16 protein-coding genes are annotated in these 18,290 nt (G+C 36.8%); 9 read left to right on the top strand and 7 right to left on the bottom strand.

Annotated elements, in window-relative coordinates; genetic code table 11:
- Nucleotides 1-22: 22 nt before the first annotated feature.
- On the bottom strand, nucleotides 23-352 hold the full coding sequence (locus HHL20_RS17510; protein ID WP_169232458.1) for a 2Fe-2S iron-sulfur cluster-binding family protein: 330 nt from the start codon (nucleotides 350-352) through the stop codon (nucleotides 23-25).
- 76 nt (nucleotides 353-428) lie between these two features.
- Nucleotides 429-1,484, bottom strand: a complete 1,056-nt coding sequence (locus HHL20_RS17505) for an NAD(P)/FAD-dependent oxidoreductase (RefSeq protein ID WP_169232457.1) — start codon at nucleotides 1,482-1,484, stop codon at nucleotides 429-431.
- 156 nt (nucleotides 1,485-1,640) lie between these two features.
- On the opposite strand from HHL20_RS17505, the gene HHL20_RS17500 reads away from it, so the two are divergent.
- Nucleotides 1,641-2,411 carry a DUF3108 domain-containing protein gene (locus HHL20_RS17500; RefSeq protein ID WP_169232456.1) on the top strand — a complete coding sequence of 257 codons (771 nt, stop codon included), beginning with the start codon at nucleotides 1,641-1,643 and terminating at the stop codon, nucleotides 2,409-2,411.
- Nucleotides 2,412-2,695: 284 nt separating this feature from the next.
- Here HHL20_RS17500 and HHL20_RS17495 read toward each other — a convergent pair whose 3' ends face one another.
- The 4 genes from HHL20_RS17495 to HHL20_RS17480 form a co-directional block, all read right to left on the bottom strand.
- Nucleotides 2,696-3,340, bottom strand: coding sequence for a response regulator transcription factor (locus HHL20_RS17495; RefSeq protein WP_169232455.1), 645 nt, complete (start codon nucleotides 3,338-3,340; stop codon nucleotides 2,696-2,698).
- Nucleotides 3,330-5,051, bottom strand: a complete 1,722-nt coding sequence (locus HHL20_RS17490) for a sensor histidine kinase (protein WP_169232454.1) — start codon at nucleotides 5,049-5,051, stop codon at nucleotides 3,330-3,332. Before HHL20_RS17490 ends, HHL20_RS17495 begins: the two co-directional genes overlap by 11 nt.
- Before the next feature lie 80 nt (nucleotides 5,052-5,131).
- On the bottom strand, nucleotides 5,132-6,142 hold the full coding sequence (gene pheS, locus HHL20_RS17485) for a phenylalanine--tRNA ligase subunit alpha (protein ID WP_169232453.1): 1,011 nt from the start codon (nucleotides 6,140-6,142) through the stop codon (nucleotides 5,132-5,134).
- 156 nt (nucleotides 6,143-6,298) lie between these two features.
- The gene (locus tag HHL20_RS17480) at nucleotides 6,299-6,958 is read right to left on the bottom strand and encodes a YceI family protein (protein WP_169232452.1); all 660 of its coding nucleotides are present in this window, start codon (nucleotides 6,956-6,958) and stop codon (nucleotides 6,299-6,301) included.
- An 85-nt stretch (nucleotides 6,959-7,043) separates the two neighbouring features.
- Between HHL20_RS17480 and HHL20_RS17475 the strand changes: the two genes are divergently transcribed.
- On the top strand, nucleotides 7,044-7,979 hold the full coding sequence (locus HHL20_RS17475) for a sulfate/molybdate ABC transporter ATP-binding protein (protein ID WP_169232451.1): 936 nt from the start codon (nucleotides 7,044-7,046) through the stop codon (nucleotides 7,977-7,979).
- Between the two features lie 394 nt (nucleotides 7,980-8,373).
- On the opposite strand, the gene HHL20_RS17470 is transcribed toward HHL20_RS17475, so the two are convergent.
- The gene (locus HHL20_RS17470; protein ID WP_169232450.1) at nucleotides 8,374-8,718 is read right to left on the bottom strand and encodes a zinc ribbon domain-containing protein YjdM; all 345 of its coding nucleotides are present in this window, start codon (nucleotides 8,716-8,718) and stop codon (nucleotides 8,374-8,376) included.
- Between the two features lie 252 nt (nucleotides 8,719-8,970).
- Between HHL20_RS17470 and HHL20_RS17465 the strand changes: the two genes are divergently transcribed.
- The 7 genes from HHL20_RS17465 to HHL20_RS17435 all read left to right on the top strand — a co-directional run bounded on the left by HHL20_RS17465 (nucleotide 8,971) and on the right by HHL20_RS17435 (nucleotide 18,235).
- A complete protein-coding gene (locus HHL20_RS17465; protein ID WP_169232449.1) occupies nucleotides 8,971-10,176 on the top strand; it encodes an RsmB/NOP family class I SAM-dependent RNA methyltransferase in 1,206 nt (401 codons plus the stop codon).
- A gap of 107 nt (nucleotides 10,177-10,283) precedes the next feature.
- Nucleotides 10,284-11,948 (top strand): GLPGLI family protein, encoded by a 1,665-nt coding sequence (locus HHL20_RS17460; RefSeq protein ID WP_169232448.1) that lies wholly within the window; start codon nucleotides 10,284-10,286, stop codon nucleotides 11,946-11,948.
- A gap of 320 nt (nucleotides 11,949-12,268) precedes the next feature.
- Nucleotides 12,269-13,942, top strand: coding sequence for an asparagine synthase B (gene asnB / locus HHL20_RS17455; RefSeq protein WP_169232447.1), 1,674 nt, complete (start codon nucleotides 12,269-12,271; stop codon nucleotides 13,940-13,942).
- A gap of 219 nt (nucleotides 13,943-14,161) precedes the next feature.
- Complete coding sequence (locus tag HHL20_RS17450) at nucleotides 14,162-15,004, top strand: hypothetical protein (protein WP_228463218.1); 843 nt, start codon at nucleotides 14,162-14,164, stop codon at nucleotides 15,002-15,004.
- A 174-nt stretch (nucleotides 15,005-15,178) separates the two neighbouring features.
- Nucleotides 15,179-16,582: an MFS transporter gene (locus HHL20_RS17445; RefSeq protein ID WP_169232445.1), complete on the top strand. Its 1,404-nt coding sequence runs from the start codon at nucleotides 15,179-15,181 to the stop codon at nucleotides 16,580-16,582.
- 310 nt (nucleotides 16,583-16,892) lie between these two features.
- Entirely contained in the window at nucleotides 16,893-17,768 is an 876-nt protein-coding gene (locus tag HHL20_RS17440; protein WP_169232444.1) for a pirin family protein, read from the top strand.
- 155 nt (nucleotides 17,769-17,923) lie between these two features.
- Entirely contained in the window at nucleotides 17,924-18,235 is a 312-nt protein-coding gene (locus HHL20_RS17435; protein ID WP_169232443.1) for a GNAT family N-acetyltransferase, read from the top strand.
- Nucleotides 18,236-18,290: the final 55 nt, after the last annotated feature.

Below are 18,290 nucleotides of genomic sequence, written 5' to 3'. Positions count from 1 at the left end.
TGTATAATTTAAATAAAATTTTCTAAGGATAAGGAGCAATTTCTACTTCCAAACCTTCCATTTCCGGAACGATATGCAATTGACAACCCAATCTGCTGTTTTCCTGCACGTGAAAAGCTTCACCCAACATAGCGTCCTCTTCTGCGCCCATTTCTTCCAGCCCCGGATCGTTGATCACATAAACCTGACATGATGCACACATGGCCATTCCCCCGCATACGCCGATGGTTCCCTCTTCGGCAAGTTCATAGGAACGGATAATCTCCATTAAATTCATCGACATATCGGTTGGAGCTACAATATCGTGGGCAACTCCTTCCCTGTCGGTGATTTTTATATTTATATCACTCATTTTAGTTGATAGTTCTTTGGTAATGGTTGACAAGCAGCCAGTTCTTTTGAATAAAAGGCCTGCAACCGACACAAAATTAGTCAATTTTTTTCACAACTGCTTTCTCCGCTTCTTTTCGGCTTCCGTCAAATCCGTCTACTCCACTTACGGTAGTATATTTTAAAACGAATTTTTTACCAGGATTCAGTCTGTTATATACACTCTGGCACATTAAGGTCGCTTCATGAAATCCACAAAGGATTAATTTTAATTTACCCGGATAGGTATTGATATCTCCGATGGCGTAAATTCCGTCGATATTCGTCTGGTAATCTAAAGCATTGTTTACTACGATTGCATTTTTCTCAATATTCAATCCCCAGTTTCCGATCTCGCCCAATTTTGGCGTCAGTCCGAATAGCGGAATAAAGAAGTCTGTTTCAATATCATAAGGATCCTGTCCGTCAACGGCTACGGTAATTGCTTCCACTTTTCCATCACCTTTAATGGCAGTAACCTCGGCAGGCGTTATTAATTTTATTTTACCCTGATTTTTAAGATCCTGAACTTTTTCTACGGAATCCAAAGCACCACGGAATTCATTTCTTCTGTGAATCAATGTTACTTCGCTCGCTACATTGGAAAGGAAAATACTCCAGTCCAGTGCAGAATCTCCACCTCCGGCGATCACGACTTTTTTATTTCTGAAATGTTCAGGTTCTTTTACAAAGTATTCAAGCCCTTTTTCCTCATAATCTGCAATATTCTCCATGGTTGGTTTTCGGGGTTCGAAAGTTCCCAAACCTCCTGCTATGGCAATGGCTTTTGCCCTGTGCACGGTTCCTTTATTGGTGATTACCTCAAACCATTCATCATCAACTTTGGTGTAAGAAACAGCGGTCTCTCCCAATGTGAAACCCGGCTGAAACTGCTTGATCTGCTCCATCAGGTTATCAATAAGCTCCCCTGCATTCACAGATGGATAACCCGGAATATCGAAAATAGGCTTTTTGGGATAAAGTTCGGCCAGCTGTCCTCCCGGTTGTGGAAGTGCATCAATGATATGGCACTTCATTTTTAATAAACCTGCTTCAAATACAGCAAAAAGCCCGGTAGGCCCGGCTCCTATGATCAATATATCGGTCGTTATCATAATAGTAAGATAATTTAATTATACTTGTGGCTGCAAATTTACTAATTTTAATGCGAAGCATATTTAATTCAGTCTAAATAAAAAACTGAGATTTGTCAAATAGCTTTAAGAATCTGACGTTATTGTATTTGGCAGTGTTTTTGTAAAATTTTGATTATGAAAAAATTTTTAAGTGTATTTATGGTTTTTCTGTTTGGATTAAGTTTCAGTCAGATTACCAATATTGCAGATGGCGAATCTATCACTCTGCGAATTCATTATGGTTTCCTTAATGCAGGAACCGCTAATTTAACAGCCAGAAAAACCGCGTACAGAGGTGTTCCTCATCTTTATGTGAAAGGAACCGGGCAAACTACGGGAGCCGTAAGAGCGTTTTTTAAAGTTGATGATCTCTATGAAAGTTATATTAATATGAATACCGAACTTCCGAGTTTTTATGTTAGAAATGTAAAAGAAGGAAGCTACCGCCAGCATCTTGAAACGACATTTAACCACGATAATAATACATTGGTTCTCACGGACAAAAAAACACCCGCAAACGGATCAAAGGTTATAAAATCTGTAAAAGGCGTACAGGACATGCTTTCCTGTTTTTATTATTTAAGAAGTAAAAGCCCTGCAGAACTAAAAGTAGGTACGGTAATTAATATGAATGTCTGGATTGATGATGAAATGTTTCCTTTTCAGCTGAAGGTAACGGGAACAGAAAATCTTAAGACTAAATTCGGCACCATCAATTGTCTGAAAATCATTCCATCAGTGAAAAGCGGAAGGGTATTCAAAGAAAAAGAAGGCGTTACAATGTGGGTTACCAATGATGCCAATCATCTTCCGATGATGCTGAAGGCTGAACTTGCAGTAGGATCCCTGAAGGCAAGTATTGACGGATATAGTAATGTGAAGTATCCTTTAAAGTTTACAAAATAAAATAAAAACCTCCGAAAAATTTCGGAGGTTCTTTTTTTGCATCTGATCGTAATAAGAATATCTACTTCCCCGAAGATATACTTAAAATTCATCATTTGCGTTTTTTTGATCTTTGACCCTTTTTTTAATTCATCATTTGTGTTCTTAGAATCAAAGATCGTTTTAATAGGGTATTAATAATAGCTGATTATTATGGTACAAAGATATAGCGCTATAAGTATATAATCACTACAGATATTTTAGATATATATCGATATAATTGTAGATATTTTTCTACAACTGTATTAAGAATGATTTTTAATTAATTCAATCAGTGCTACGATATTTTCGATATTCAGTTTTTTGAATATTCTTTTCTTAATTGTACTGATGGTATTCTGCTTTACATCCAGCATATTGGCAATTTCAAGATTTCCAAGACCTGCCGAGTACATCCGGGCAACCTCCAGCTCTCGTTCCGTTAAATATAATAGAGGGTTAACCAGATTCCGGTTATTGAGGGAGTTCATTAACAGTGTCTGTGTTGCAGGGGAAATATATTCTCCTTTATTGATAATATCTAATATTGCCTGCTGTATCTCTTCTTCTTCACTGAGCTTGCTTAAAAAACCGTTCGCGCCTGCATTAAGATATTTGAGAGCATGTATATTTTCATCTATTCCGGAAAAAATAAGAATTTTAATGTGCGGATTTTTTTCTTTGATTTCTGATACAATCTGAAGACTGTTTCCTTCGGGGAAATGAGCGTCAATTATTGCAATATGAATGTGATGGCTATTGATACAATCTCTGATCTGCTCAAAGTTTGAAGCATGGAATGCTTTATAATTAAGCCCCGCAGCATCCAATATAAATATCATTCCCTGGCGTATGAGGGTGTGATCATCTGCCAACATTATAAAAATTGGATTACAGTCTTTAGTTATCATGATAGATTTTTAAATTAACGGAAAAATAAACAGCTGTTCCTTTACCACGTTCGCTTTTAACTGAAATTTGACCTTCATATAGCTCTACCAATTCCTTACATAAACTGAGACCTAAACCTGCGCCGATATTTTCAATATCTTCGGACAAAACACCCTGATAATAGGGTTCAAATATTTTTTTAAGATCAGATTCAGCAATCCCGACTCCGGTATCAATAATTTCAGCGAACATCGTAACAACAGATTCGTCTTTTTGTTCAATATATATATTAACCGTTATTTGTCCGTTCTCTGTAAATTTATTGGCATTGCCAAGAATATTCATGAAAATCTGGCAGATCTTTGTGTTATCAGAGTATAGGATAAGATTTGAATCAATATCTTTATTAACAATAAATTTATTATTCCTTGTTTTTATATAGGCTTCAATAGAATTTAATATGGATGTGATCTGATCATTGAGATTAAAAACAACGGGAATCAGTTTATTTTTCACGTTTTGATTTTTGGTATATTCTAAAATCTGATTAGACTGCAGAAGCAAAGCATTACTTGTAAAACCAATGGATTTGAGATATTCCTTAATTTCATCATCATCCGTTTTTTCTTGTATTCTGCTGATAAGAATACCAATAATTTTTAAAGGAGACCTCAGCTCATGGCTTAACATCCCTAAGACCCTGTTCTTAAATTCGAGATTTGCACTGATTTGAAGATTTGCTTCTTTTAATTTTTTCTCATAAGAAAAAGCGATGCTTGTAAGCATCATGATAAGGACGGATATCACAAGCATAAGAATCATCGCTCCGAAAATAAGATTCATCCTGATTCTGTTATTGGCTGAATTTTGCTTATAATACTCTTTTTCCAGATCATTTCTCGAATTCTTAATTGCATAATCGTAAATATTCATTACACTATTGCCATACATCAGTAGATTGCTGAATATCTTGTAAAAAGCACTGTTGCTATTATCTTTCCGGCTTATATTGTTCCGTATCTGCTTTATCTGTACGGTGTAATGCTTATTAACAATATTCAAAATACTATCAAAATCAGCTTTTATGAGAGCAGAATTGGGATTAATTCCCTGCTTCATGGTTACAACCGTGCTGTCTTTGCGCACATTTTCTTTTCCTGATATTGCATCTTTTATACGCCCGAAAAATTTCTTTCTCTTTACGGTATCAGAATAGGTTTTGGTTTCTATATTAAACTTCCCAAAATCATAATCCAGATCATACTTTCTGATTTCAGGGAAAACATTTTGTACCTTAAAGTTTGAGCTAGCAGAATATTCTTGGGTGGAATCAATAAGAATTTTAAATCTTTGAACTTTCGCAGAATTATCATTTTCTAAAATGAGCACACTTTTTAATCTCGGATATTTATTTTTATAGTTGCCTATACTATCAAGGTTTTTATCAAGTTTACGTAAAGATTGGAAGTATGATTCCAGATATTTTTTATCATTATTTATAAGATATTTCTGAAAGTCAACCTGTGCATTTAGCAATTCTTTTTTAGAGTTACCGGTAAGGTTTTCCAATGAATGAATTTCTTTTAGTTGATTTTCAATAAACTTTAAATTTTTCTTCGTAATAAACTCATTGTAGAAAAATCCGGCAATTAAAAACTGTATAAGTAAAATACATAAAATCAACGAATAGTGAACGATTCTTCTTGATCTAAAACTTAATTTCTCAAACATCGGTGCAATTTGAGTGTAAAAATAATAAAAAAATCCTATAAAATAATTTACAGGATTTTAATATATTTCATTAATTTCTATTAAAGAGTCTTAAACTGTTCCAGCGTTCTGATATCGTTTTCAAAAAACATTCTGATATCGCTCATCTGGTAAAGAAGCATTACGATTCTTTCAATTCCCATTCCGAAAGCATACCCCGAATATTTTTCAGGATCAATATTTACATTTTTCAAAACGGCAGGGTCTACCATCCCGCATCCCATAATTTCGAGCCAGCCCGTTCCTTTCGTGATTCTGTAATCGGTTTCAGAATTTAATCCCCAGTACACATCGATTTCAGCACTAGGCTCCGTAAAAGGGAAATAGGAAGGTCTTAATCTGATTTTTGATTTTCCAAAAAGTTCCGTTGTAAAAAACTGAATAGTCTGTTTAAGGTCTGCAAAGCTTACATTCTCATCAATATACAAACCTTCGATTTGATGGAAAATACAGTGTGAACGTGAAGAAACTGCCTCATTCCTGAAAACCCTTCCCGGAGAAAGAATTCTGATTGGCGGCTGATTTTCTTCCATATAACGGATCTGTACAGATGAAGTATGCGTTCTTAAAAGAATATCTGGGTTTTGTTCGATAAAAAAAGTATCCTGCATATCTCTTGCCGGATGGTACTCCGGAAGATTTAATGCGGTAAAGTTGTGCCAGTCGTCTTCAATCTCGGGTCCGTCTGCCACAGCAAAACCGATAGATTTAAAAATCTCAATAATTCTGTTTTTTACCAGATTGATAGGATGTCTTGAACCCAGCTCCAAAGGAAAAGCAGGTCTCGTAAGATCTTCTTTTTCTATCACAACAGAAGATGCTGAAGCATTTTTTAAATCCTCCAGTTTTACATTAACGGCTTGTTTCAGAGTGTTGATCTTCTGCCCGAAATCTTTCTTCTGGTCATTAGGAACCTCTTTGAATTTTTCAAAAAAATCATTCAGGATTCCTTTCTTTCCATTATACTTAATACGGAAGTTCTCAATCTCCTCTTTTGATGTGGCATTGAAGCTGTTTACCTCAACCAGTAACTCTTCTATCTTTTCTATCATTGTTTTACCCTTTCAGAATGTTTTGCAAAAATACGGTTTTTCGGCGAAATATTTTTCCTTAAATTGTTAAAAAATCTGCCCCGTTAAGAGGCAGACCTTAATCACTTTTTCACGTAAATAAAAAAAGTACTTTTATCTTTAAAAAATCAGTCTTTCTTATTTCTTTTCTAGAGCTTTCACATTGATCTGAATGGTGATCTCATCCTTGATTACACCGTTCTCCACAGGGCTCTGGAACTGAACACCAAATTCTTCTCTGCTGATATCTTTAGGCTCAGTTGCGATGCTTACCACCCCTTCCTTCACGGAAACATTTGCTTTGAACTGAATGGGTTTTGTAATTCCTTTAATTGTTAAATTTCCATCCAGAACCGTATTATAATCTCCTTCTGATGATGGAGTAATCTTTGTGATTTCAAAAGATGCCGTAGGAAATTTTTCAACTTCGAAAAAATCGCCGCTTTTCAGATGGCCGTTGAGTTTTTCCAGCTGTCCCTGATCATTCTTCAGATCTTCAGAGGTAAGGGAGGTCATATCCGCCACAAATTTTCCGCTTTGCAGCTTAGCATCCTTCACCGTTACATCACCACTCTCAAACTTAATGGTACCGAAATGGCCTGTATTTTCAGATTTAAAAATTTTATATCCCTTCCACTCTACTTTACTGTTTAAAGTATCTACCGTAAACTGGGCACCGTCTTTAGCAGTAGCCACATCGTTGCTCTCACCTGTAAGTGGCTTTTCCTTTTTACAGGAAACGGTGATAAATGCGGCTAAAAAAGCAGAAAAAACTACCGAAAATAGCTTTCTTTTCATAATCTTTGAAATTTTAATACTCCCGCTAAAATAATAAAAAAAATTGTTCTTTCCTAGAAAGATTTCAATTCATTACATTTGTAATATGCTATTAGAAATAAACAATCTTTATTTTTCATATTCTGTAGAAAAACCTTTGTTTCAGAACCTTAACCTGCATTTTGACGAAGGTAAAATTATCGCACTTGCCGGTGAGAGCGGGTGCGGAAAATCTACTTTGTTAAGTTTGATTTACGGACTTATCGACTGGCAGGGCGGAGATATTGTTTTTGATAATGAAAAACTGCTCGGCCCGAAAGGAAATCTTGTTCCCGGCGAGTCGAAAATGAAATTTGTTGCCCAGAATTTTGATCTGATGCCTTACGCCACTGTGGCGGAAAATGTAGGCAAATTTATTTCCAATATTAATCTCGCAAAAAAAAGAGAAACGGTAGCCGAACTTCTTGAAGTTGTAGGACTTGAAGAATTTGCCCATGTTCTTCCAAAATACCTGAGTGGCGGACAGCAACAGAGGGTTGCCATAGCGCGGGCACTTTCCGTGCTTCCAAAGCTGCTTATTCTTGACGAACCTTTTAGCAACCTTGATTTTCCGAGGAAAATTGAACTGCGGGAAAAACTATTCCGTTATGTAAAGCAGCAGCGTATTTCTCTGATTATTTCAACGCATGAGTTACAGGACATTATTCCGTGGCTTGATGAGATCGTCGTATTGCAGAACGGAGCAATCATCCAGCAAGGAAATCCGGAACAGACCTTCAAAAATCCCTATAATGCTTATGTTGCCAAACTTTTTGGCGAGGTCAATATTTTTAACGAGTATGAAATTGCCGATTTTCAGCTTCCTAAATTTTCCTATTATCCTAAAGAAATACAAATTTCCGAATCGGGTTTTAAAGCTGAAGTTCTGGAAAGCCGGTTTGCCGGAAATCATTACTGGAATAAAGTAAAAGCAAAAAATAAAGAACTGATCATCTACACCGATCAGAAAATCGCAAATACAGTCTATATTTCCTTTCAGTGATGTAGATTTCAAAAGAAAAACTTCCTTTTTAGCCCCGATCAAGCGGCCTGTCTGAGCTCTTTTCCCGCAGAGGGTTTCGGCGGCTTCGCCGCCGAAACCCTCTGCGGGAAAAAGCGAGTAGCGAGAGCGGGAAAAGCTCCTGAAAAAAAATTGAATATCCAATCTGCTTATTCTCAAAATGTTTTTATAATAAACACATTTCCCAATACTTATTGTGGATTTGTGTATAAAAAAAGTACAAATGCAAGAACACGTATAAAACTTTTTCTTACATTTGTACCTCCACAGCATAAGGAAATTTTTGGTTAATTCTCTTTCTGCCTCCTAAAACGAAAATTAGCAGTTCTGCAATCTAGTTTTTTGAAAGATTACACTGTCCAATTCTTTCCTTTTTTTATGCCTTTTTCACAAATTCAGATTTCAGGGCCATTGAGCCGAAACCATCGATTTTACAGTCAATATTATGATCACTGTCCGGTCTGAGGCGTATGTTTTTCACCTTTGTTCCGGCTTTCACCGGCTTGGGTGCTCCTTTTACAGGGAGATCTTTAATAACCACTACCGAATCTCCATCCTGCAGTTCATTCCCATTTGAATCTAAAATCTTTCCCGAATCTGACGCACTTGCAGCTGCTTCCTCAGGATTCCATTCATAAAAACATTGGGAACACACCATTAAATCATCGCTCGGATAGGTAAATTCGGAGCCACATTTTGGACAAAGTACAGAATCACTCATTGTATTAATTTTTTGCAAAGGTAATTCTTTAATATTTTTAATTAAAATCTAAAAACATGAGATATACCCAAAACGAGTTAGACTGTACTCAAGAAAGAATTAAGACATACGTGATTTGTTCACCTTTCAGTACACAAAGGCAACATATCAAATACATAACGAAACCTTAAATACCGAACTCAGAATTTTGAATTTAAAAGTCTCAACTTAAATTCGTATTTTTGCAGATTCAAAATAGCAGAACCCAATTTTATGGAACTTATTCACAGAAACTTAGCCATCGGTATTCACGATGCTTTACAGGAAACATTTTTTGAGAAAAACAAATATGCCGATAAAGTGATCGAAAGACTTTTAAAAGCAAACAAAAAATGGGGAAGCCAGGACAGAGCCGTTGTTTCTGAAATTTTCTACAACATCATCCGTTGGAAAAAGCGCCTTGAATACTATATGGGCGAAGGAGTGAAGCCCAACAACATTTACAAACTGATGATTGCCTATCTTTTATGGAGCAAAACCAATTATAAAAAGTTTGAGGAATTTGACGGGATAAAAATCGCTGACATCCTTACCAAACTCAAAAAAAACACCGTTCCTACAAAGGCTATTGAACATTCTATCCCCGACTGGCTCGCAGAAACCCTTGAAAAGGAATTGGGAGAGAAATGGGAGAAAGAAATGCATGCATTAAACGAGCAGGCGCCGACTGTACTGAGAGCCAACTCATTAAGAACGACTACCAAAGAACTTATTTCTGATCTTGCTGATGAAAATGTTACCTCCTACCCTGTAAGAAATTATCCTGATGCGGTACAGCTCGAAGAGAAAAAGAATGTTTTTCTTACTACAGCTTTTAAAGAAGGGCTTTTTGAAGTTCAGGATGCTTCTTCACAAAAAATAGGATATTTTCTGGATGTAAAAGAAGGCCAGCGCGTAGTTGATGCGTGTGCCGGAGCCGGCGGAAAAACCCTGCATCTTGCCGCTTTAATGGGAAATAAAGGACAGATCATTGCACTTGATATCTACGAATGGAAACTGGCAGAACTAAAACGACGCGCCAAAAGAGCCGGTGCTCATAATATCGAAACCCGATTGATTTCGGACAATAAAGTCATCAAAAGACTCCACGATAAAGCAGATCGTTTACTAATTGATGCGCCGTGTTCAGGACTGGGTGTTTTAAAAAGAAATCCGGACAGCAAATGGAAAATCGATCAGGATTTTATAGACCGAATTAAAAAAGAACAGCAGCAGATTCTTCAGGATTATTCTAAAATGCTGAAAACAGGAGGAAAAATGGTATATGCGACCTGTTCTATTTTGCCTTCCGAAAATAATGAACAGGTAAAAGAATTTCTGAAAAACAATCCGAATTTCAAAATGATCAAGGATGAAAAGGTAATGCCAAGCGAAGGATACGACGGGTTTTACATGGCTTTGATCGAAAGAGTTTCATAAACGAATTTTAAATATATATTATTAAAACTACTCTATTTTGGAGTAGTTTTTATTTAGTACACCTGCAAAAGATTTAAAATTTATCTTTGTGAAAACTATCAATCCACATGCATCAAAAGATCTTACTCAGTTTTTTTATTCTATTATCACTATTTTCCTTTTCGCAAACCTATGAGGTTCAGTATATAAGTTCATATAATGGAAAAATAACTCCCGACCAGTCTCCAACTTTAGTCTGGGCCAATGAAAAAGAAAATTTTATTTTGAATACGAAAATCAGGGAACAGAAAGCGGAATTTCCATTTGAGATTACCAAAATTGAGAAACCTTCCAATACCGTAATTTCTTATGCTTTTCTGAAACCTGATGAAATCATATCGACTTCCGATGCAGAATCTATAGGCAAACAAACTTTTGAATTTACCAGTGAAACAAAGAAAATTTTAGGCTACAATTGCAAAAAAGCAGTAACCAAAATCAATTCCAACACCATCGAAATCTGGTACACTACTGATTTGAAGATCAACGGAGGACCATCCGTTTTGGGACAGAGTTTAGGCTTTGTATTGGAAATCGAAAGAAATAAAAATTCTCTGGTTACGGCGAGTTCAATTAAAAAAGTCAAAAAAACTGATATTGATAAAATTCTCAGCAGTCATGTTACTTCCATCGATCAGCTTGGTTATAAAGACCGGGTCTGGAAAAGCAGATTCACCACTTTGAAAGTTTTTGAAGACGAAACCATTAATTTTTCCGGTGATTCGAAATCAGAGAACGAAATTAAAAGATTTGCCAACGGAACGATTATTCTGAAAAAAATCAAATTTCCGACAATAAAAGATGGCGATAATATTTTTGTTGAGCTTAAACAGCAGTCCAATGGTGATGCCTACGACAGAACCGGCACGGTATTCTTTATTCCGCAGGATAAAAAAGAATCTTTTCTGGACGGACTGGAAAACGGTGTAAAAACCCTTCCGGTATACAATAACGGAAACGGAAAGGAATACTTCGGTGTTAAAACAACACAAAATTATAACCCCGCCGTTGAAATGATGCGTTTCTTTACGGCTTTCGGAATTAATAAATTTAACCATATTCAGCTTAAAGACAAAACTTGGCAGACAATCAGTCCGTATCGTCAGGATATCACGGAACTAAAACCTGCTTTAAGTGAAAAAGAATTATGGATCGGAACTTTTATCGGAAACTATGATAAAGGCGGCCACAAAGTAAGCCTGGAAATCACCATTCACAAAAGCGATCAGACCATTTATAAAAACAATACCGTAATTCCTTTATTCAACACTCTGAACATTATGGAAATGGCCGGACAGGACTATTCTACCATGTTCAATGAGGATAAAGGTTTGCTGGTGGAATTCACCTTACCAAAACACCTTAAGAACGCACAATTGAGATATATTACCACCGGACATGGAGGCTGGGAAAACGGTGATGAATTTGTACCGAAAACCAATTCTATATTATTGGATGGAAAAATGGTATTTTCTTTTATTCCCTGGAGATCAGATTGCGGTTCTTACCGTCTTTATAACCCGGCATCCGGAAATTTCGGCGATGGACTTTCTTCATCCGACTTAAGCCGTTCCAACTGGTGTCCCGGAACCGTTACCAACCCGAATTTAATTCCTCTCGGAGATCTGAAGGCCGGAAAACATACCATTCAGGTAAAAATTCCTCAGGGTCCTACGGAAGGAAACAGTTTCAGTTCATGGAATGTTTCAGGAGTGTTGTTGGGTAATGAATAAAAAAAACCTTCTCGCAAATTGACTCTGCAAGAAGGTAAAAACACAAATGATGAAAAAAAATTATTTCGAGCCACAAAGTAATGGTAAAATTTTTTGGAATTAATTATCATAGATTAATAAATATTAAATTTTTATTTTGTATATGTTTAACAATATATCTGTGACGAAAAAAATTAACTAAAATCATATCAAATTTTAATTATAATTAAAATTTTTCCTAATAATAAATTATTAAGTTAAAAATATACACTTAATGATTTTTTTTATTGTTTATTATCAACCACACCGATACTTTTGTTTTAAAATTAAATGATAAAACAATGTGTGGAATTGTATGTCTCTTTGACGCCAAACAAAAAACCGAAATATTAAGACCCCAGGTTCTCGAAATGTCTAAGAAAATTCGTCACCGTGGTCCTGACTGGAGCGGGGTTTTCCAGGATGAAAAAGTAGTCTTCTCTCATGAAAGGCTCGCCATCGTAGATCCTACATCGGGAAAACAGCCGCTTTTTACCAAAGACGGGAAAGTTGTTCTCGCCGTAAACGGGGAAATCTATAACCATAGCGAATTAAAGGAAGAATTTCCTGATTACGAATTTCAGACACAATCTGACTGCGAAGTAATTTTAGCCCTGTACAGAAAATACGGTAAGGATTTTTTAGAAAAACTGAACGGTATTTTTGCTTTTTCCTTATACGATACCGAAAATGATATTTACCTCATCGCCCGGGATCATATGGGGATATGCCCGCTGTACCAGGGATGGGACAGAAACGGAAATTATTATGTAGCCTCCGAACTAAAAGCATTGGAAGGCATCTGTAAAAAAATTGAAACATTTTTACCAGGACATTTGATATACAGCAAAGATGGCAGCGAACTCCAGCAATGGTACAAAAGAGACTGGGAAAGCTATGATGCTGTTAAAGATAAAGAAACAGATATTGCTGCATTAAGAAAAGGATTGGAAGATGCTGTACACCGTCAGCTGATGAGCGATGTTCCTTATGGCGTGCTGCTTTCCGGTGGCCTTGATTCTTCAGTGATTTCTGCGGTAACAGCAAAATTTGCAAGACAGAGAGTAGAAAGTGGTGACACTCAGGAAGCGTGGTATCCAAGACTGCACAGCTTTGCCGTAGGTCTTGTAGGTTCTCCCGATCTGGCAGCAGCTCAAAAAGCCGCGGAACATATCGGGTCGGTTCATCATGAAGTTCACTTTACCGTGCAGGAAGGGCTCGATGCCATCCGTGATGTAATTTATCATCTTGAAACATATGACGTTACCACCGTAAGAGCTTCTACCCCCATGTATCTTCTGGCAAGAGTTATTAAATCAATGGGAATCAAAATGGTGCTTTCCGGGGAAGGTTCTGATGAACTGTTCGGCGGATATTTATATTTCCATAAGGCCCCTAATGCAAAGGAATTCCATGATGAAACCGTGAGAAAGCTTGGTAAACTTCACCTTTACGATTGTCTGCGCGCCAACAAAGCCCTTATGAGCTGGGGTATTGAGGGCCGTGTACCTTTTTTAGATAAAGAATTTATGGATATTGCAATGGCCATCAACCCTAAAGACAAGATGGTAAATGCGGCTGAAGGAAAAATAGAAAAATGGGTATTAAGAAAAGCCTTCGAGGACATTCTTCCTGAATCTATTGTATGGAGACAGAAAGAACAGTTTTCAGATGGGGTCGGTTATTCCTGGATTGACAGCCTGAAAGCGGTTGCCGAAAAAGAAGTAACCGATGAAATGATGGCAAATGCACGATTCAGATTTCCTTTGAACACGCCTCAGAATAAAGAAGAGTACCGTTACCGGTCTATTTTTGAGGAACATTTTCCAAGTGAAACGGCCGCTGCTACCGTTCCTTCCGTTCCTTCCGTAGCCTGTTCAACTCCAATTGCACTGGAATGGGATGAAGCTTTTAAAAACATGAACGATCCGAGCGGAAGAGCCGTAAAAGTACACGAAACATCTTACGGAGAATAAGTTTGAGGGTTAGAATATGAGCGTTTTTGAGTTTTGAAAATAACTTGAATATCTCGGTTATTATCAATTTTAAAACTAAATTCTTTACTCTAAAAACCTGCAACTCAAATAAAAATTTATCAATCCTGTAGCAATACAGGATTTTCTTTTGAATTAACCTTAATAATAATGTCAGAATTTAACCGTTAATCAAAAATATTATCTAATAAATAATTATATTTGGAAAACGAAAATATCAATTATAATAAAATGAGAAGAAACATTACTATCTTATTTGCTTTATTATCCATGACTTTGGCTTTCGGACAGGGAAAATACGGCAAATATCTTAGCTCCAAAAAACTTGCAATGGTGTATAAAAGTGTGAAGGATGCTGATAAAGAAGACTTTTATCAACAATACTATTGGCTGGTAAAAGCTGAGCAGCTGAAAACATACCCCCACCTGAAAGAAATAAAGCCGAAGGTTTTATACGAATTTGTAAAGAAAGTAAATCCTCAGAATCTTACCAAAAAGCTTGATGACAGAGGAAAAGAGCTAAGAGAAACTGCAGAATTATCTTTGAATCAGTATTTCAAAAATAAAAACCTTGAGAACAATTCTGTTCTGATGTACAACCTTGAAACGTATGTAGACCCTTCAAAAGGACAATATTACACGAAGGTTGATGCTGAAAAAATCAAGGAACTGGTACCGAAAGAGCTTTTTGCTTTCAACTCTAATAACAGAAATACCGGAGAAGATACAACGTATTACCTGTGGATCGACAAAAAGAAAGACGACTTCAACATCGTGAATATCATTCCTGATGAGAAAGAGAATAAAGCTTTCTATGCAAGATTAAAGCAGTATCTTCCAAGCTATAAGTTCACAAAATATGTTCCTTCCGTAAAAAAAGGAACCAAAACAGACAGAACGGATGCAGATTTTTATTACATCATGCCGTTTGAGCAGAATACGGATAATATCGAATACAAAACGAAAGATTTCAAAACCTTCGAACTGAGCCAGTACAGAAAAGCCGGCGACGAGTGGAAAGGGGTTGAAAAACCAAGAAAATAAATGAGAAGTCCTGCAGAATCTGCGGGACTTTTTGATTGTCTGAAAAACAACATTCTCGCTCATCATTCAAAAGCTTTTTAAAATAAAATAGGACCAAAGGAATAAATATTGCTGTAACAATACCATTCTATTCTTTGAACCAAACAAATCTGGAAACAACCAGTAAGCAGAAAAATGTCAGAAGCAGTTTCGCAACCTAATTCGATTAAAAAAATATTACCGCTCATTTTAGCAACTGCGATCTTTATGCAGATGCTGGATTCTACCGTTCTCAATACCTCACTTCCTGCTATTGCAAGAGACCTTAAAGAATCACCATTGAACATGCAGAATGCGATTATCAGCTATGTTTTAACTCTTGCGGTATTTATGCCGGCCAGTGGATTTCTGGCAGATAGGTTCGGAACAAAAAAAATCTTCATTTTTTCTATTGTATTATTCAGTCTGGGTTCTCTTTTCTGTGCCCTTTCACAAAACCTGACCCATCTTGTTATCTCGCGGGTAGTACAGGGAATCGGCGGGAGTCTCATGACACCGGTCGGAAAACTGGCGCTCATCAAAACATTTGATAAAAACGAATTGCTTAAAGCCATGAATTTCGCAATTATTCCGGCACTTATCGGTCCGGTTCTTGGTCCGCTCGTTGGAGGATATATGGTAGATTACCTTTCGTGGCACTGGATTTTTCTCATCAACATACCGATCGGAATTCTTGGTGTGACGTTAGGGCTTAAATTTATGCCCAATTACAAATCTGCAGATGTAGATTTTGACCTGAAGGGGTTCTTAATTTTTGCAGCGGCTTCTCTCCTGCTATCCGTTTCACTTGAACTTTTCGGAGATCTTCAGAATACCACTCCTGTTCTTGTCGTCTTTATTCTGGGATTCCTTTTTATGTATTACTATTATCGTCATGCAAAAAAAGATGAAAGTCCCATTTTTCCGTTAAATTTATTCAAGGTAAGAACTTTCAGAGTGGGAATTGTAGGAAATCTGGCCACCAGGTTGGGCATCAGTTCAGTTCCACTCTTATTACCGTTAATGATCCAGATTGCCTACGGACAATCAGCTGTTACTTCCGGATGGATTATTGCTCCTATGGCTCTTACAGCAATCTTTGGAAAGTCATATGTCATTAAGATATTAAATAAGTTCGGTTACCGCCAGACACTCATGATCAATACTTTCATTATCGGGACGCTCATATGCCTGCTCGCTATTCCTGATATTAATACTTCGCTATATTGGTTTGTACCGATTATTGCAGTATTGGGATTTTTTAACTCAATCCAGTTTACCTCAATGAATACGATTTCCATTGCAGACCTCCGGAATTTTCAGACCAGTAGCGGAAATTCGCTCTTATCCGTCAACCAGCAGCTGGCAATCGGTTTTGGGATTGCGTTCGGTTTGATTGTCCTGAAGATTTTTGAAAATACTGATCTTATTCATGGCGAACCTCACAACGCTTTTCGCTACACATTTCTTACCATTGGTATTCTTACTATTATTTCCGGTTTTGTTTTCAGAAGACTGCATATTTCGGATGGAAAAAACATGAAATCCAAGGAAGAATAAATTGATATGAATTAAGATCATCTCGCGCAAATCACACAGATTTTGCAGATTAATAAGATATTGTAAATAAATACCACACATTTACCCGAATTTACAATAGATGTTTATATAAAATGAAATCTTGATTTTCAAAACTCATGTGTTCTTGTTTTCTCAAAGTTGATAAGCTAACAATTATCTTATGTCTTAAAAATCTTTTGCAGCTTTTGCGGTTAAAATATTTTCCGTTAAACTCACTAAATCCGATATTACCACAGGTCAATGCACCTCCTTTCCACTTATTTTACCTTTGCTGTAAACACCAACAATTATGGCAACCAAACAAGTAGAAAAAATTATATCGCCAAAGCCCGCTCATTTTGTGGGTGATGGTTTCCGGGTACATAATTTTATTCCGGGCACACAAGGAATAGATATGAAAAGAATGGATCCTTTCATTATGCTGGATTACAATTCAAAGTTTCATTTCAACGGAACAGACCAGCCACGCGGTGTTGGCGTGCATCCGCACAGAGGTTTTGAAACTGTTACCATCGCTTATAAAGGACAAGTTCAGCATCACGACAGTGCCGGAGGAGGCGGAATCATCGGTGAAGGTGATGTACAGTGGATGACAGCAGCAAAAGGAGTTCTTCATAAAGAATATCATGAAAAGGAATGGGCAAAGACAGGCGGAATTTTCCAAATGGTTCAGCTTTGGGTAAACCTTCCCTCGGTATATAAAATGAGCTGCCCGAAATACCAGGCAATCCGTAACGCAGACATGACAATAGCCGATCTCGGAGAAAACGGCTTTGTTGAAATTATTGCCGGAACGTATGGAGACCAGAAGGGTCCGGCTTCTACATTCAGCCCTGTGCATATGATGAATGCAAAACTTAAAAAAGACGGAAAAGCTGATTTTAGTTTTCCGGCAGATTTTAATACGGCAGCCTTGGTAATCGAAGGAAGTATTACCATAAACAATGAAGGGAAAATTCCGGTCAATCATTTTGTATTGTTTAAAAATGAGGGTGAAACATTTACGATTGAAGCTAAGGAAGACAGCATCATCCTTATTATAAGTGGTATGCCTCTAAATGAGCAGATCTATGCACACGGTCCTTTTGTGATGAATTCAAGAGAGGAAATCACGCAGGCTTTTGAAGATTACAACCTCGGAAGATTTGGCTACCTCGAAGATTAATTTAATTTAAAACTTAAATCAGTTTATTATTTTTCCTTATTTTTATGGAAAATGTGTATAGGATTCTGTCATTTATCTATTGTAAAAATAGACACTGATTTTCAGAATTAAGTTTCCAAAAATGACCTTATTCATTACAATTTTAACAACCCACTATGAAACCAGAATTCGAACATATTCCTTTACAGGATACCGGAGAACGATTCGAAATAGAATTTAACGGTAATCATGCATTCATCGATTACCGACAAATGGGAAGCCAGATCGCCCTGAATCATACCGAGGCTGATCTTCTTATTGCCGGAACAGGCGCAGCGGAAGCAGTTGTGGAAAAAACGCTGCATTTTATTGAAGACCATCATAAAAAGGCACTTCCATTCTGCCCTTACATACAGTCATTCATCAGAAAAAATCCTGAATGGAAACGTGTCGTGGATGAAAGATTCCACGGATACGACCAGATTTGATTTCCTAATACTTTCAATATTTTAATTTTAAATACATTAGCTTAAAAAAATAATT

The sequence above is a fragment of the Chryseobacterium cheonjiense genome, from assembly GCF_012927265.1.
Lineage (GTDB): Bacteria > Bacteroidota > Bacteroidia > Flavobacteriales > Weeksellaceae > Chryseobacterium > Chryseobacterium cheonjiense.
The sequence above is the reverse complement of the archived record's forward strand: the minus strand, read 5'-3'. Positions and strand labels throughout refer to the sequence as shown.

What these genes read in the sequence shown, in the direction of transcription:
- HHL20_RS17510 (WP_169232458.1), bottom strand. Translation starts at nt 352, where the DNA reads ATGAGTGATATAAATATAAAAATCACCGACAGGGAAGGAGTTGCCCAC.
- HHL20_RS17505 (WP_169232457.1), bottom strand. Translation starts at nt 1,484, where the DNA reads ATGATAACGACCGATATATTGATCATAGGAGCCGGGCCTACCGGGCTT.
- HHL20_RS17500 (WP_169232456.1), top strand. Translation starts at nt 1,641, where the DNA reads ATGAAAAAATTTTTAAGTGTATTTATGGTTTTTCTGTTTGGATTAAGT.
- HHL20_RS17495 (WP_169232455.1), bottom strand. Translation starts at nt 3,340, where the DNA reads ATGATAACTAAAGACTGTAATCCAATTTTTATAATGTTGGCAGATGAT.
- HHL20_RS17490 (WP_169232454.1), bottom strand. Translation starts at nt 5,051, where the DNA reads ATGTTTGAGAAATTAAGTTTTAGATCAAGAAGAATCGTTCACTATTCG.
- pheS (WP_169232453.1), bottom strand. Translation starts at nt 6,142, where the DNA reads ATGATAGAAAAGATAGAAGAGTTACTGGTTGAGGTAAACAGCTTCAAT.
- HHL20_RS17480 (WP_169232452.1), bottom strand. Translation starts at nt 6,958, where the DNA reads ATGAAAAGAAAGCTATTTTCGGTAGTTTTTTCTGCTTTTTTAGCCGCA.
- HHL20_RS17475 (WP_169232451.1), top strand. Translation starts at nt 7,044, where the DNA reads ATGCTATTAGAAATAAACAATCTTTATTTTTCATATTCTGTAGAAAAA.
- HHL20_RS17470 (WP_169232450.1), bottom strand. Translation starts at nt 8,718, where the DNA reads ATGAGTGATTCTGTACTTTGTCCAAAATGTGGCTCCGAATTTACCTAT.
- HHL20_RS17465 (WP_169232449.1), top strand. Translation starts at nt 8,971, where the DNA reads ATGGAACTTATTCACAGAAACTTAGCCATCGGTATTCACGATGCTTTA.
- HHL20_RS17460 (WP_169232448.1), top strand. Translation starts at nt 10,284, where the DNA reads ATGCATCAAAAGATCTTACTCAGTTTTTTTATTCTATTATCACTATTT.
- asnB (WP_169232447.1), top strand. Translation starts at nt 12,269, where the DNA reads ATGTGTGGAATTGTATGTCTCTTTGACGCCAAACAAAAAACCGAAATA.
- HHL20_RS17445 (WP_169232445.1), top strand. Translation starts at nt 15,179, where the DNA reads ATGTCAGAAGCAGTTTCGCAACCTAATTCGATTAAAAAAATATTACCG.
- HHL20_RS17440 (WP_169232444.1), top strand. Translation starts at nt 16,893, where the DNA reads ATGGCAACCAAACAAGTAGAAAAAATTATATCGCCAAAGCCCGCTCAT.
- HHL20_RS17435 (WP_169232443.1), top strand. Translation starts at nt 17,924, where the DNA reads ATGAAACCAGAATTCGAACATATTCCTTTACAGGATACCGGAGAACGA.